Annotated in this window: 9 protein-coding genes; 8 read left to right on the forward strand and 1 reads right to left on the reverse strand. The window is 71.4% G+C overall.

All coding sequences use genetic code 11. The features are described from left to right. Positions 1–15 precede the first annotated feature (15 nt). Positions 16–1293, forward strand: coding sequence for a S8 family serine peptidase (locus PWG71_RS11315; protein ID WP_274809631.1), 1278 nt, complete (start codon positions 16–18; stop codon positions 1291–1293). Positions 1294–1558: 265 nt separating this feature from the next. On the opposite strand, the gene eccCa is transcribed toward PWG71_RS11315, so the two are convergent. Beyond that, positions 1559–5530, reverse strand: a complete 3972-nt coding sequence (eccCa, locus tag PWG71_RS11320; RefSeq protein ID WP_274809632.1) for a type VII secretion protein EccCa — start codon at positions 5528–5530, stop codon at positions 1559–1561. Positions 5531–5753: 223 nt separating this feature from the next. Here eccCa and eccD point away from each other — a divergent pair, with 223 nt between their 5' ends. From eccD to PWG71_RS11355, 7 genes are all read left to right on the forward strand, one after another. Continuing rightward, on the forward strand, positions 5754–7154 hold the full coding sequence (gene eccD, locus PWG71_RS11325; RefSeq protein WP_274809633.1) for a type VII secretion integral membrane protein EccD: 1401 nt from the start codon (positions 5754–5756) through the stop codon (positions 7152–7154). 1 nt (position 7155) lies between these two features. Next, positions 7156–8595 (forward strand): type VII secretion protein EccB, encoded by a 1440-nt coding sequence (gene eccB / locus PWG71_RS11330; RefSeq protein ID WP_274809634.1) that lies wholly within the window; start codon positions 7156–7158, stop codon positions 8593–8595. A 24-nt stretch (positions 8596–8619) separates the two neighbouring features. Next, a complete protein-coding gene (locus PWG71_RS11335; RefSeq protein WP_274809635.1) occupies positions 8620–8946 on the forward strand; it encodes a hypothetical protein in 327 nt (108 codons plus the stop codon). A 116-nt stretch (positions 8947–9062) separates the two neighbouring features. Continuing rightward, complete coding sequence (locus PWG71_RS11340) at positions 9063–9359, forward strand: WXG100 family type VII secretion target (RefSeq protein ID WP_274809636.1); 297 nt, start codon at positions 9063–9065, stop codon at positions 9357–9359. 213 nt (positions 9360–9572) lie between these two features. Further along, positions 9573–12062: a hypothetical protein gene (locus PWG71_RS11345; RefSeq protein ID WP_274809637.1), complete on the forward strand. Its 2490-nt coding sequence runs from the start codon at positions 9573–9575 to the stop codon at positions 12060–12062. A gap of 48 nt (positions 12063–12110) precedes the next feature. After that, entirely contained in the window at positions 12111–15341 is a 3231-nt protein-coding gene (locus PWG71_RS11350) for a hypothetical protein (protein ID WP_274809638.1), read from the forward strand. Further along, positions 15286–15567, forward strand: coding sequence for a YbaB/EbfC family nucleoid-associated protein (locus PWG71_RS11355; protein WP_274809639.1), 282 nt, complete (start codon positions 15286–15288; stop codon positions 15565–15567). The genes PWG71_RS11350 and PWG71_RS11355 overlap by 56 nt, the downstream gene beginning before the upstream one ends. The last annotated feature ends 30 nt before the right edge of the window (positions 15568–15597 follow it).

Here is a 15597-nt window from a genome sequence, read left to right on the forward strand (position 1 = left end):
CTACAGGAGAACCCGTTGAGTCAGACTCCGGTTCCGGGTGCCCGCGGCCGCCGGGCCGCCGGCCTCACCGCCGCGCTGGTGCTCGCGCTGGGCCCCGCGGTCACGCCGTCCGCGGCTGCCGCGGACACCTCCGACGAGGCCCCTCCGGCCTTGAACCAGGTCTTCGAGTTCAAGAACGCGCAGCAGCCCTGCGCGCCCCCGGGCACCGAGGTGGTGGAGCGCGAGCCCTGGACCCGTTCCTTCCTCGGCATGGACCGGGCCCACAGCCTGAGCACCGGTACCGGGGTGGAGGTGGCCGTGCTGGCCCCCGAACTCGACTCCTCGGGTCCCGCGCTCGACGGGGCGGTCACCGGAGGGGGCTCCGCCGACTGTCTCGGTCACGGGACCTTCCTGGCGGGCGTCGTGGGCGGACGAGAGGTACCGGACAGCGGCACCCTGGGCGTCGCGCCGGACGTCTCCCTGCGATTCGTTCCGACCGGTGATCCGAACACCGGGGTGACACCGCCGGGCCAGATCGCGTCCGGGATCTCCACGGCCGTGGAGGCCGGCTCCGACGTGATCCTGGTCGGGACCGCCTCATGGGAGAACAGCGGCGCGCTGGACTCCGCCGTGGCCGCGGCGACGGAGGCGGGAGTCCTGGTGGTGGCGCCGGCGACCGTCAACACCGCCCGGGGCCCGATGGCGGGCTACCCGGGGCAGCACCCCTCCGCGCTGAGCGTGGCCGCCCACGACCCCGAGGGCGTGCCCGTCGTCGGCGCCCCGCTGCTCCGGGCCGACGGCGACCTGACGCGCGTCGATCTCCTGGCACCGGGGGACCTCACCGTCGGCCCCGGCCCCGGGGGCGGACACGTCATCGGCTCCGGATCAGGGGTGGCGGCGGCCTTCGCCGCCGGTGCGGCGGCGCTGACGGCCGCCCGCGTCCCCGAACTGACGGCGGAGGAACTGCGTGCCCACCTCATCGCCACGGCCTACCCCTCACCCGGCGGGGCGGAGGACCCGGTGAACGGGGGCGGGCGGGTCGACCTCATGGGCGCACTGGTCACGGGCCCCTCGGGCGAGTCGGTGACGGTGGCCGGGGAACGGTTCACACCCGATCCCTCCCCGCGCGGTTCCCTGGAGGCCGTGCCCACCGCGGTCACCGTGGGGGCCTTCACCCTGTTGGTGGTGATGTGCGTGCTCGGCGCCGCGGTGGTGCGCAACGGCAAGGCCCGCGGGTGGCGCCCCGCCGCGCCGGGCGAGCCCGTGCCGATCGGTCCGCCTCCGGAACGCGACCCCGAATCCCGGTGGCGCTGACCGGCGCGCCCCACCCCACCGCTCCTGCGCGGCGAGGCCCTCCCGGTCCCGTTCCCCCGCCCCGGCGGCGCCCCTCCGCGTGCCCGCGAACACGACGCGGAACGCGGCGGGGCACGACGCGGCCAGGGCCACACCACCCGTGCGATCACGGTGGTTCCGGTCACAGGAACCCCGTGCGCACCAACGACCGGAACCCGGACCCGGACGCGCGCGGCGTTCGGGCCCGGGGCGGACGCGGTGTCGGACGGCCGTGCGCCGTCCGCGGTCAGTCCTGCTCCTCCTCGACATGGGCCAGCTGGACCTCCACCGGCTCGCGCCGCGAGATCCACAGGGCACGGCCCGGAGGCATCCGGCGCGCCCGGACACTGCCGAAGAGCATGCCCTCCGACGGCGGCGAGGACAGCATGATGCTCGGTGTGTTCAGGTCGATGAGCGACCTGATGAACGGGTCTCCGGTCGCCCGGCCGAACCCGCCGGCGGCGTGCACGAGGATGACGTGCATGCCGATCTCCGCGCCTTGGGCGAGCATCGGGGCCAGGGGGGCCATGGGGCTCGCGCCACTGCCGGAGACCAGCTCGAAGTCGTCCACGATGATGAACAGCTCGGGCCCGTTCCACCAGTCGCGGAGACGGATGCGGTCGGGGGTGATGTCGGGGCCGGGCATGCGGGCCTGCATCGCCTGGGCCGCGGCCTGCATCATCTCCCGGACGTTGTCGCCCGAGACGGCGTACCCGAGCTGCATCTCCTTGGGAACGGCGTTGTAGAGCTGGCGCCGCTGGTCGCCCAACACCACCCTGGCCTCGGCGGGGCCGTAGTGGCTGCGGATGGCGTTGGTGATGTGGCGGACGAGGTTGGTCTTGCCCGACTCGGTGTCGCCGACCACCAGCAGGTGGGGGGTGGCGCCGAAGTCATGCCAGAACGGCTGCATCCGACGGCTCTCCAGCCCCAGTGGCACACGGAGGACACCGCTGGTCCCGGCCAGGTCCGAGGGCGGCATCTCGGCGGCGGGCAGCATGGCGGGCAGCGTCCGCACGGGCGGCGCGACCGGACCGTCCCAGAGGTCCCTGACGCGGGTGATGATCTCGCCCATGCCGGCGGACACCGTCATCGGCCGGGGTTCACCGTCGGCCCGGGGCAGGCCGGTGAGGAAGTGGTGCTTGTCGTCGGTGATACCGCGGCCAGGGACGCGCGGCACGGTCTGGGCGGCGCGCATGTGGACCATGGAGTCGACCGGGTCCCCCAGCCGCAGCTCGAACCGGGTGCCCATGAGGTCGCGGACGCTGGTGTTGAAGTCGGACCAGCGGGGTGAGGCGACCATGACGTGCAGGCCGTAGTTGAGTCCGCGCTGGACGAGCTGCGCGATGGAGGCGACCAGGTCCATGTTGTCCTGGCGGATCGTGGCCCAGCCGTCGATGACCAGGAAGACGTCCCCGTAGGACTCCTCGGCGAACTCCCCCTCCGCGCGGCGGGCCCGGTAGGTGGTCATGGAGTCGATGCCGTGCTCGGCGAAGAAGGTCTCCCGGTGCGTGAGGATCTCGTGCATCTCCAGGACGGTGCGCACGATGCGGCGCTCGTCGGTGCGCGCCGCCACGCTGCCCATGTGGGGCAGGCCCTTGAGGGCCTGGAGGAGGCCACCGCCGCAGTCGATGCCGTAGAACTGCACCTGGGCCGGGGTGTTGCGCAGCGCCAGTCCGAGGATGATCGTGGCCAGCAGCGTGCTCTTGCCGCTCTGCGGGCCTCCGGCGATGCCGACGTGCCCGCCCGCACCGGACAGGTCCGCCAGGAGCGGTTTGCGCACGTGCTCGAAGGGCCGGTCGACGATGCCGACGGCGATCTTGAGCACGCCGTGATCGTCCCACAGGACCCCGCCCTCGGGGATGCGGACACCGATCATCCGGTACAGCTCGTCGAGCAGAAGGGGGACGTCCAGCGGGGGGAGCCACACCTCGCGCGCCGCGGGGCCGTGGCCCGACAGCCGGTCCAGCGCCACCCCGAGCAGCGCCTCGCTCTCCTCCGGCCGCTGTTCCTCCACGACCGGTTCATCCTCGACCTTGGGTCGCGGCACGGGGGCGTCGGTGAACAGAACGGTGGACGCGTCGACCGTACCGGTGCTGCGCGCCGCCCGTCGGCGCACACGATAGGGGCCCGAGACGTAGGCGGCCTTGAAGCGGGTGAGGGTGTCGGTGTCCCACTTCAGGTAGCCGTTACCGGGCGACGAGGGAAGTTGGTGGGCGTCGGGGACGCCGAGGACGCCCCGGCTCTCGATCGCGGAGAAGGTCCGCAGGGCGATCCGGTAGGACAGGTGGCTCTCCAACTGGTGCATCCGACCCTCGTCCAGGCGCTGGGAGGCCAGAAGGAGGTGGACCCCGAGGCTGCGCCCGAGGCGGCCGATCATGACGAAGAGGTCCATGAAGTCCCGGTGGGCCGCCAGCAGCTCGCTGAACTCGTCGACCACGACGAAGAGCGTGGGCAGCGGCTCCATCGTGGGGTCGGTCTCGCGGGCCTTCTCGTACTCGTGGACGGAGCTGTAGCTGCCGGCGGCGCGCAGGTGCTCCTGGCGGCGCACCAGCTCGCCGTGCAGGGCGTCCTGCATGCGCTCGACCAGGATCGCCTCGTCGGCGAGGTTGGTGATGAGCGCGGAGGTGTGCTGGAGCTCGTCGAGGCCGATGAAGGTCGCGCCGCCCTTGAAGTCCACCAGGACGAAGTTGAGGGTGTCGGGGGTGTGGGTCAGGGCCAACCCCAGCACCAGGGTGCGGAGCAGCTCGCTCTTGCCCGACCCGGTGGCGCCGATGAGCATGCCGTGCGGGCCCATCCCGCCCAGCGCGGACTCCTTGAGGTCGAGTTCGAGGGGGGCGCCGTCGGAGGTCATGCCGATGGGCACGCGCAACCGGTTCTTGGGGTGCAGCTCCCCCCACATGCGCTCGGGGTCGTGGTGGTGCAGGTCGCGAATGCCCAGCAGGGTGGTCAGCTCGAAGTCGGTGGTGAGCGGTTCGGTCACCTCCGCGGCGATACCGCTCGCGCGGTAGGGCGCGATCAGGCGGGCCAGGGCGGCCGCGCGGGCGGGGGTGAGCGCGTCCGGACGCCCGAGCTCCTCCTCGGTGTCGCGGCCGGAGTGGTCCCTGCCCAGCATGACCAGGACATCGGGCTCCACCCGCAGGGCCAGGGTGTAGGGGTCGTCCTCGGGCGGCATGGGGTCGGCCACGTCGATGACGACGGCGTTGCGGTAGCCGCCGCCCAGGAGTCGGGAGCCGGGCGGGACATTGCCGCCGTCGACCACGATGACGAGGAAGGGCTCCTCGCGCCCCGGGGTGGCGGAGGGGTCGAACCGGGGCCGGTCGGCGACCTCCTCGCCCAGGAGCTGCTCCAGTTCGATGGCGTCGGTGCAGAGCATGCGGGCCTGTCCCGCACCGTCTCGGACGGTGGGGTGCTGGGTGTGCGGAAGCCACTTCAACCACGACCAGTGCCGCATGGAGGCCGCCGAGGCGCACACCGCGACGCGCAGTTCGTCGTGGGAGTGGAAGACGGCGAGCTGGCCGAGGAGCGCCCGGGTCAGCGCCCGGGAGGCGTCGAGGTCGCCGCGCAGGGTCACCCTGGCGTAACCGCGCAGGTAGACCTGGACGGGCTGGTCCTCGACCGTTCCGTAGGCACGGATGAAACGGCGCAGGGCGTGCGCGCTGAGGGGTTCGAGGTCCTCCACCGGCTTGGACGAGACGGGCGAGATCTTCATGGACAGGGCCTGCTCGCCGACGGCGACGCGCACCTCTCCGAAGTCCTCGTCGTCGGCGCGGCGCTCCCACAGACGCGAGGTGCGCACGATGGACCACAGGGCGTCCGGGTGGGGGGCGCGCCAGAGCATGGCGTCCCGCTGCTCGGTCACGACCTCACGCAGGCGGGTGCGCATCTGCCGCAGGTAGCGCAGGTAGTCCCGGCGGTCGTCGTTGAGCTTGCGTCGCCGTTCGAGGACGGTCCGCAGGTACTGCCCGCCGAGCATGGCGACGGCCCCGACGAGCATCATGCCGCCGGCGATGAACGGCATGACGCTGTTGCCCATGCTCCCGGGTCGGATGAACATCATGAGCATGGCCAGTGAAGTGAAGGCCATCGGCATGTACATGAAGACCGAGGACATGCTGGACTGCTGTTCGGCCAGCTCCGGAGGCTCCTGGAGGGAGATCTCCCCCGAGGGGAGGTCGGGTCCGGGACGCCGCGGCGGGCGCCGCACGCGGATGGTGCTCACGGGGATGGGACCTCCTTGGTCGGAACCACGCGGTCCGTGACGCGGGGGGATGAAGGTGTCGGGAACGAGCAAACCACGGCCGGGTGAGGGACAGGCCACGGCAAAAGCTACCGATGTCAAACAAGGTCACAAATTCGGGTACTTGAACCAACGTAATACCAAAAACCGATATCTGAGTGTTAGTGTCTGTGCCGTTGTGTAGCCCCCTGTCGATCGGCCCCGGATGAACGAGTCCTCCGCCGCCGACCTCTGCCGCCTCATGATCCGCGCCCCCGAGCGGGCCTTCGAGATAGCGGCACCGGTCGAGGTCCCCTTGTCCGAAATCATCCCCACCCTCGTGCTGTACGCCGAGGGTGACGATGGCGAGGACTTGGACGAGAGCGGCCTGGAACATGACGGCTGGGTCCTCCAGCAACTCGGCGACGAGCCCTTGGACGAGGACGAGACCCTGTCGTCCCTCGGCCTGTGCCACGGTGAGACCCTCTACCTGCGCCCGCGCCGCGAGCAGCTGCCCCCGGTGCACTTCGACGACATCGTCGACGGTGTGGCCACGGGCATGTCGGAACGGTCGGACCGGTGGCAGCCCGAGCACACGCGGATCCTGCTCCAGATCATGGGCCTGGCCGTGCTGTTCGTCGGGCTGGCCGTCCTGGCCGGCGGAGGACGCGGCCTGTTCACGGCGCTGGGCGCGGGCGTGTCCGCCGCCCTCATGCTGCTGTCGGCCTGGGCCGCTTCGCGGGCCATGACCGATCTGACCGCCGCCACCGGCCTGGCCGGCGCCGCCACCCTCGCCATGGGACTGGCCGGCGCCCTGGTGCCCGCCGGAGACCCCGGAACGCTGTTCTCGGGAGCCGTCCTGCTGACGGCCTCGGTGACCGCCGCGGGCGCCAGCGTGCTCGGGGTGGCCGCCGTGGCGGGCTCGGTCCCGTTCTTCACCGGCCTGTTCGTGGTCCAGGCGATGGGCGTCATCGGCGGACTCTCCCTGATGTTCCTGCCGGGCACGTCCATCCCCGACGCCGCGGCCCTGGTGGCGATGGTGGCCCTGTTCGTCGGCACCTACGCGCCCCAGCTCGCCTTCCGGCTCTCGGGCCTGAAGCTGCCCGCCCTGCCGTCCAACCCCAAACAGCTCCAAGAGGAGATCGACCCGCTGCCGGCCAAGCGGGTCCTGGACCGCGCCGGGCTGGCCGACCGCTTCCAGACGGCCCTGTACGCCGCGACCGGCGCGGTGCTCACGGTGTGCGCGGTCGTGCTCGCGCTGACCGAGGGCTGGATACCCAGGACGCTCGTGGTGATCCTGGCCCTGGTGATGCTGCTCCAGTCCCGCGGGCTCGGCAGCGCCTGGCAGCGCGTCCTCATGGTCGCGCCGGCCTGGATCGGCCTCGGCACCCTGGCCCTGGCCCTGGGGTGGGGCTCCGAGCCGCTGGGGCGACTGCTCGCGGTCCTGGGCCTGTTCACCACCACGACGATCCTCGCGGTCGTGTCCTGGAGCCTGCCGGGCCGCCGGGCGCTGCCCCACTGGGGCCGGGCCGCCGAGATCATCCAGTCGCTCCTGTGTGTCGCCCTGATCCCCCTGGTCCTGGCCCAGTTCGGGGTGTTCGGCCTCCTCCGCGGGATCGGGGGCTGACATGCAGTCACGCCGCGACCGGGTCATGGCCCACAACTTCACGGTGGGCCGCCTGGGCACCGCGATGCTGGAGGCCGACCCCGACGCCGTGGACGCCCCGATGCGCCGGACGCGGAACGGCGGCTACATCGGCCTCGCCATCGGCGTCCTGCTGTGCGTGGGGTTCCTGGTCTTCGGCCTGATCTTCCCCGGCGGCGCGAACTCCTGGCGCCAGGAGGGGAGGATCGTCATCGACCGCGACGGCGGCGCCACCTACCTGTACTCGGGCGGCGTGCTGCGGCCGGTGGACAACCTCGCCTCCGCGCGGCTGATCCTGGGCGAGGGCGCCACCTCCAGCCTGGTCTCCCAGCGCTCCCTGGAGGGCGAGACCGTCGGCGGGCCGGTGGGCATCGCCGGAGCCCCCGACACCCTGCCCGAGGGCGAGGGCGTGTGGCGACTGTGCGCCATCGAGCCCGCCGCGGGGCGCGAACCCGTCCGGGGCCGGACGGCGCTGACCGTCGGCGAGGCCCCCGAGCCGCGGGTCCCCGGCGCGCGACACGCGGTCCTGGTCTCCGGGCCGGACGAGACCACCTACGTCCTGTGGCAGGGGACCCGGCTGCGTCTGGAGGAGGACTCCGGCGGCGTCCAGGGGCTCGGCTACGGCACCAGCCCGGTCCTGCCCGTCTCGTCGGCCTTCCTCAACGCGGTCCCCGAGGGACCGGACCTGGTGGCCCCGACGGTCCCGGGCGCGGGGGAGGCGGGGCCGGCCCTGGCCGGCTCCGAGCGCCGGGTGGGCCAGGTCTTCTCCGTCTCCACCCCGGGCCAGGAGGACCAGCACTACCTGCTGACCCGCGACGGTCTGGTCCCCCTCACCCTGACCCGCGCGCTCCTGCTGCTCGCCGACACCGAGATCTCCGGCCCCGCCTACGACGGGGCCTCACCCGAGGCCGTGCCCCTGTCTGCCTCGGAGGTGCACGCCGACCTCGCCGGCGAGGAGACGGCCCCCGAGTCCGAGGGCCTGCCCGCGGCCCCGCCCGTACCGGTCGAGGTCGGCCCGGGGGTGCCGTGCCTGCGCTGGGAGACCGACGGGACGATGCTCCTGACCATGGACGCCCCGTCATCGATCCGGGCGTGGCCGGTGCAGGAACGGCCGTTCGTCGAGGCCGGCTGCCCCACCCCGGACCTGGTCGGCATCCCCGCCGGGGAGGGCGGCCTGGTCCGGGCGCGCGCGGCGGCGGGCTCGGAGGCGGCCCCCACCCACTACGTGGTGACGGACGCGGCCGCCAAGTACCCGGTCGCCGACGACGCCTCGTTGCAGGCCCTGGGATACGCGGCCGAGGAAGCCGTCCCCCTGCCCACGTCCCTGCTGCGCGTGCTGCCCACCGGGCCGCAGCTGAACCAGGAGGCCGCCTCTCTCCCGTTGGCGTCCTCTCCCCGAGCCGGGGGCACCTCCTGCCCCTAGCGACCACCACCAGAGGAGATGCACATGTCGCAGAGAACACGTAGTACCGATGAGGCCAACCGGCTCGCCCAGGAGGCGATGCAGGAGGCCTACACCAACTGCAACAACATCTACACGAACGTGGACGACACGCGTGACGGGCTGCGGGGCTCCTGGCAGGGTGCGGCCTCCAACCGCTACAGCGAGGCGCTCGTCGGCTGGCTGGAGGAGCTCCGGCTCATCACCAACGACATGAACCAGATGATCGGCACCTTCGGCGGCACCGTGCAGGCCATGAACGTCGCCGAGGACCAGGCCATCATGACCGGTTCGCGGTGGATGGACGACCTCAACCCGAACCAGTCGGGCTGACCCCGGGCCCGCCCGGCCCCCCGACCCGACACACCGGACGGCGGCCCGCCCCTCGCCCCGAGCACGGACGCCGCGTCCGCAGACCACGGAACACCCTCCACACGAAGGCGGCACCCATGAACGGTTTCGACGTCAGCTACGGCCATGTCGACGACGCGACGATGCGTCTGGGCCAGCAGACCGAGGCGGTGGCCAAGCAGATCGAGATGCTCGACGCCAAGATGCAGAAGCTCCTCGCCGACCTCGAAGGTGAGACGAAGGAGAACTACGAGGCCAAGGTCAAGGCCTGGCGCCTCAACGTCGCCGACATGCGCACCCTCCTGGGCAAGGCGCAGAACGCCCTGAACGACATCCGCAACAACTACTCCGGCACGGACCGTCGCGAGGCGATGAACTGGGCGGCCCTGCTCTGACCGCGCCGGGGCCGACGCCCCCGACACCCCGCCGGGGCGTCCGGGCGCGGCTCCGCCCCCCGCGTTCCCCGGCACCATCGCGGTCGGGCGGTACGGCGGCCCGGCCGTACCGCCCGACCGTTCCGGGGTCGGACCCGTCCGTACTCGGGTCCGACCCACCTCCCCCTACGTTCGGATGACGCCCGCCGTACGGGCGGCAAGGAGACAGAGAACGTGTCCGAATCGCTGTACGACTTTCGCGCCGCCCTCTCCGGCCAGCCGGATACCCCCGTCGAGGAGGACGAGGAGCAGGCACGGCTCTTCACCACGGTGAACGCCCACGAGTCCTCCTCCGGATCCGGGTCCGGCACGGGCGCGCCGCTCAGTCTGAACCTGGCGACCGGCCTGTTGACGATGAGCAACGGCTCCGGCTCCATGGAGGTCGACACCACCGACCAGCGGGTGGTCCTCGACCCCGAGTCGCCCTCCCAGGTGGGGCAGCGCGACGGCGAGATCGTCATGGGCGCCTTCGCGGAGGGCTCCCCCCTGCCGGCGGGCCGGGCCGTGGAGGGCGAAGTCCTCCAGCCGGTGATGGCGTCCAAGGGCGTCCCCATGTCCGAGGGCGTGCCCGCCGACGCCGAGACGGTCCCCGAGGGGGAGGTGACCGAGCCGCTGGAGACCCCGGTGCACGTGGTGTCCGTCCGCGAGCCCGATGCGTCGGACCTCGGCGAGGGCTTCTCGTCCACCGAGGGGACGCCCCTGGCGGAGTCGGTGCCCGCCGAGTTCACCCCGGTGATGGAGGGGATCCCGGCCACGGAGGCCGTGCCGGTGTCCGCTCCGATCGACGCGGTGCCCATCAGTGCCCCGGACGAGGAGTCCGCCGACGCGGGCGACGCCACCGGCCCGGTGGTCACCGTCGACCCCGAGACCGGTGAGACCGTCATCCTCGCCGAGGACCTGCGGATCACGGTCGGGCCCGAGAACGGCCGGATCCGGATCGAGCCCTCGGACGAGAACGTCCCCCTCGGCCCGGACGCGCCACCGATCACCGTCGATGCCGGCGGCATGACCATGGTGATCGACCCGACGACGGGCACCCTTGAGGTGAACCCGATCAAGGGCGAGTTCGCCGACGTCACCGTGGAGATCGGTGACCTGCGCATCGTCATGGACGGTGAGACCGGCGAGATCTCCATCGACCCCGGTGACGGCTCCGTCTCGGTCGACCCCGAGACCGGCCTGGTGAACATCGAGCCGCCGGTCGAAGAGGACGGGGAGGACGAGGACTCCGCCGAGGAGGACGAGGAGGGGCGTTCCCCGGGCGAGGGCCGGGACGAGGACGAAGAGGACGGCCACGGGGACGGGCACACCGGCGAGGACCACGACGGCAAACCCGGCAAACCCGGCAAGGACGAGGACGAGGACGAGAAGGACGGGGCGCCCGACCAGGAGGGCACCGATCGGCCCGGCCACCACTCCGGTGACTCCGGCGGCACGTCGGGCGGCGGGACCCCCGTGGCCCCGGGACTCGGCGGGCGCGACGAGGATCAGGAGCAGGACGGCGACGGCCTCTACGACCCCTCCCCCGACACCCCCGGCGACACCAACGACACACCCGTCCTCGTCGACGGCCCCGGCGTAAACGACGGCAACGGCAACGGCGACAACGACAACCGCGACGGCGACAACGACGACGGCGACAACAACGACGGCGACCGCGACGAGGAATTGCAGGCCGGGATCCGCGTCCCCGGCGACATCATCGACCCCGACCAGGAGCAGGACGGCGACGGCCTCTTCGACCCCTCCCCCGACAGCCCCGGCGGCACCAACGACACACCCGTCCTCGTCGACGGCCCCGGCGTAAACGACGGCAACGGCAACGGCGATGGCGACGAGGAATTGCAGGCCGGGATCCTCGTCCCCGGCGACATCATCGACCCCGACCAGGAGCAGGACGGCGACGACGAGGAGTCGCAGGGCAGGACCCGCGCACTCGGTGACGGCGACGGCCTCTACGGCCCCTCCCCCGACAGCCCCGGCGGCACCAACGACACACCCGTCCTCGTCGACGGCCCCGGCGTAAACGACGGGAACGGGAACGGGAACGGCCAGGACGACGAAGAGGACGAGGACCAAGAAGACGAGGAAGAGGAGGAAAACGAGGAGGAGGACGAAGAGGACGAAGAGGAGGAGGACGAAGAGGACGAAGACGAGGAGGACGAAGAGGACGAAGACGAGGAGGACGAGGAGGACGAAGACGAGGAGGACGGCGACGGCGACGGGTCCGGGAGCGGCGACGACGGGCCCGGCTCCAAGGAGGGCGAGGGCACGAAGATCGACGTGCCCCTCCTGAAGACCTTCCAGGAGACCTACGTCGGCGAACTGAACACCGACCTCGGGAACGAGCTCAGCGATTACTCGGACTACGACACCGGTGGGGACGGGGGTTCCGGCGGGGTCACCCTCCTGGGCAACCCCGCCCTGTTGCCGAGTGCGGGCCGCCTCGCGGGCAACGTCGACAAGTCCATGTCGAGCCTCTTCAGCATCATCAAGACCATGCGCAAGGAACTCGACGACATCAGCGACCGGCTACAGATCAACATCCACGAGTTCGAGGAACTGGAGGATGGCCAGGTGCTCAACGCGAGCCAGGTGATCTACCTGATCGGTAGCCCGTCGGCCGGCACCGGTGGCGACACGACGCCGGGCCCCCCCGCCTGACGACGGTGACCGTTCACAACGCCAGCTCGCGAGCCCTCTGGAGACAACGTGCCGGAACCGTCGAATTTCCCCGCTCTGCACAACATGATCAACATCGTGGCCGATGTGGACGACAGCGGAAACTACCCACCCGTTCCGGATGTCAACACCATCATCGGTCCGAATGTGAACTGGGTGGACCACGGCCGTTACCACTTCGCCAAGGACACCAAACCGTTCGTCGGCTTCGAGTTCGACTACGGCGGTCACGAGATGAACCGCTGGTGGCGCATGCGCAAGCCGGGACACCAGTACATGGCCGCCGGGGCCTACACCTACCAGATCCCCAACGACTGGGACTACGCCGGCTACACGATGATGGAAGAACTGTGGAAGGACCCCGGCTCGGCCGACCATACGTTCCGCAACGCCCTCAATCAGGTCGTGCACGTCATCCCCAACTCCATGACCGGGCTGGGATCGACCACCTTCCACGGCAAGCCTCTGTCGGAGCTCATCACCAACCTCGCCGCCCTGGGCACGGTCCTGGAGAACCACCGGGAGGCGATGAACAGCGCCTACAAGGAGCTCGACGTCCCCGAGGGGCCGATGACGGGATCCGCCGCCTCGGCCTACGCGGCACGGCTCTACGACTTCGCCCTGCGTCTGCGGGACCTCAAGCGCCAGGTCGACAACAACCACGACGCCCTGGAGGACATCCTCGCTCCGATCAAGGTGAAGGGTGACAACCTCCGGGAGAAGGTGCGGCAGACGCTCGAAAACCCCACGAGTGACATGCGCTCCATCCTGGACGAGTGGTATTTCGGGGTGACCACCGGCAGCGAGCAGTGGAACGAAAGCCGGAGCCAGTTCCAGGTACGGCTCCACGTGGACGAGAGGACCGGGGAGCGCTACGGGATCATCGGCGACGACCCCACCGACGCGTTCGTCAACGACCAGCTCAAACAGCGCTGGAAGAAGAAGTACGAAGGTGTCATCGATGCGGCCGAAGAGCTGTACACGAAGATGGACGAGCTGTACAAGCGGGCGCACACCGAGCTGAACATCATCGAGGCGCCCAAGGGCGGCATTCCGCTCAGCATGGTCCCCGACATCAACGACATCGACAATCCGTACGACGACCTCTTCGGCGACGGCGAAGACGGTCCCCAGGAGATCAAGATCGACTGGGGTGACGGGGACGGCCCCGGGGGCGACGGCCCCGATATCCCGGACTGGCTCAATGACCCACCGCCCGGGTACGGGGACGGCCCCGGCCTGAACTACGAGGGACCCGGCGACGGGCCGGGCGGCTACCAGGGCGGCCCGGACGACGGCTGGAACATCGGTGACGGCGACGGCGGGCCCGACCTCAACTTCGGCGAGGGCGATCCCGGCCCGGGTCCGGGTGACGGGAACAACGTCAACTCCTGGAACGGCGACGGCCTGGGACTCAACGGCCCCGGGGGCGACGGGGTCGCCCCGCCTCCCCCCGTGATGTCCGGTCCGCCCCCCGGCCTGGACACCAACTTCCCCGGCACGGGCGACGGCTCCCTCGCGCCCCCTCCGGGAATGAACACCGACTTCCCCGGCACGGGCGACGGCGTCACGCCGCCCCCCATGATGTCCGGCCCACCCCCCGGCCTGGACACCAACTTCCCCGGCACGGGCGACGGCTCCCTCGCGCCCCCTCCGGGAATGAACACCGACTTCCCCGGCACGGGCGACGGCGTCGCCCCGCCCCCGGGCGGGATCCCCGGCGGTTTCATGCCGCCCCCGCCTCTGGGCCTCAACGGACCCGGCGGCACCGGCGGCACCGGCGGCGGCCGCCGCCAGGACGGCGCGCCGCTCCCGCCGCCCACCGGGCTGGACATCGACCCGGCCACGGGACAGCCCCTGAACCCGGACACGGGCAGGCCCTTCCCCGTGGACCCCGGGACCGGCCTGCCCTTCGACCCCGACACCGGCCTGCCCATCAACTACGACCCCGACACCGGACGGGTCACACCCATCGACCCGATCACCGGAGAGCCGGTCTCGCCCGACGGCGGAACCCGCCTGGAGACGGACCCGGAGACGGGGCTGCCCCTGGACCCCGACACCGGACGCCCCTTCCCCCTGGACCCCGACACCGGCCTGCCCTTCGACCCCGACACCGGCCTGCCCATCAACTACGACCCCGACACCGGACGGGTCACACCCATCGACCCGATCACCGGGGAACCGGTCTCGCCCGACCCCGGTCTGCCGATCAACTACGACCCGGAGACCGGACGGGTCCTGCCCATCGACCCGATCACCGGAGAACCGGTCTCGCCCGACGGCGGAACCCGCCTGGACATGGACCCGGAGACGGGGCTGCCCCTGGACCCCGACACCGGACGCCCCTTCCCCCTGGACCCCGACACCGGCCTGCCCTTCGACCCCGACACCGGCCTGCCCATCAACTACGACCCCGACACCGGACGGGTCACACCCATCGACCCCAACACCGGGCTGCCCCTGCCGCCGGACTCCTTCACGCCGCCCGCCTTCGATCCGGGGCTGGACACCAACTTCCCCGGGTGGGGCAACGACGACGTGCCGCTCAACCCGGTCACCGGAGAGCCCGCGGAACTCGACCCGAGAACGGGTATCCGCCTTCCGGTCGACCCGGAGACCGGCGAGGTCATCAGGACGGGCTTCGACACCCCCGAGGACTTCACCTACCCGCCGCGCTTCGAGAGCGGTGGCCCCGATGGGCTCAACTACGGCGGTTTCGGCGGGGACACCAGCTCCTCGGACGGCCCGAACGGTGCCCCGGACCCGGCCGACCGCAGCTCGATGTTCGCCGCCCCCACACAGGCGGGCGGCGGCCAGACCCAGGTCGCCGGTGACGGTCCCGGCACGTCCGGCCTCGGCGGTGCCGGGGGGGTCGGCGGCGCCGGCCAGGCGGGCATGCCGGGCGCGCCCATGATGCCCCCGATGATGCCGCCGGGCGGCATGGGCGGTGGCGGCGCGGGCGAGAACCGCGACCGCAACCGGACCACCTGGCTCTCCGAGGACGAGAAGGTCTGGGGCACCGACAAGAACCAGCAGAAGACCGTGCTCGGTCGACCCGCGCCCGGTCAACCGAAGAAGGGAGCATCTCGTCATGAGTTCGTCGATGCGGGAGCAGATGGAAGCGGAACTGGCACGTCTTCACACGACGATGCGGGAACTCGCGGACGCAAGCGCAAGCCTGGAATCGGCAACCGAAGAGGTCGTGGCCAAGAACAGGCTGGTGGGGGCGACGGTGGACGGGACGGGTCGACTGACTGAGCTGAAGTTCCACACCGAGGGCTACCGCAGCATGGCACCGGCCGAGCTGTCGGCGGCGATCGTGGAGGTCGTCGACCGGGCCCAGCGCCAGATGGCCGAACGCGTCGCGCAGGTCTACGAGAACTTCGTCCCCGAGGGCATCGACACCAAGGCGGCCATGAACGGCGACCTCACCCCCGAGGAGATGATGCGCCGCATGGGCGTCTCCCTCGACGACCTCAAGTAGCACCCACGGATCGATCACGGCCCGAAGGAG

It is taken from the genome of Nocardiopsis sp. N85 (genome assembly GCF_028882275.1).
GTDB lineage: Bacteria > Actinomycetota > Actinomycetes > Streptosporangiales > Streptosporangiaceae > Nocardiopsis > Nocardiopsis lambiniae.

Coding starts and splice junctions, on each gene's coding strand:
- eccD (WP_274809633.1), top strand. CDS start 5,754: ATGAACGAGTCCTCCGCCGCCGACCTCTGCCGCCTCATGATCCGCGCC.
- eccB (WP_274809634.1), top strand. CDS start 7,156: ATGCAGTCACGCCGCGACCGGGTCATGGCCCACAACTTCACGGTGGGC.
- PWG71_RS11335 (WP_274809635.1), top strand. CDS start 8,620: ATGTCGCAGAGAACACGTAGTACCGATGAGGCCAACCGGCTCGCCCAG.
- PWG71_RS11340 (WP_274809636.1), top strand. CDS start 9,063: ATGAACGGTTTCGACGTCAGCTACGGCCATGTCGACGACGCGACGATG.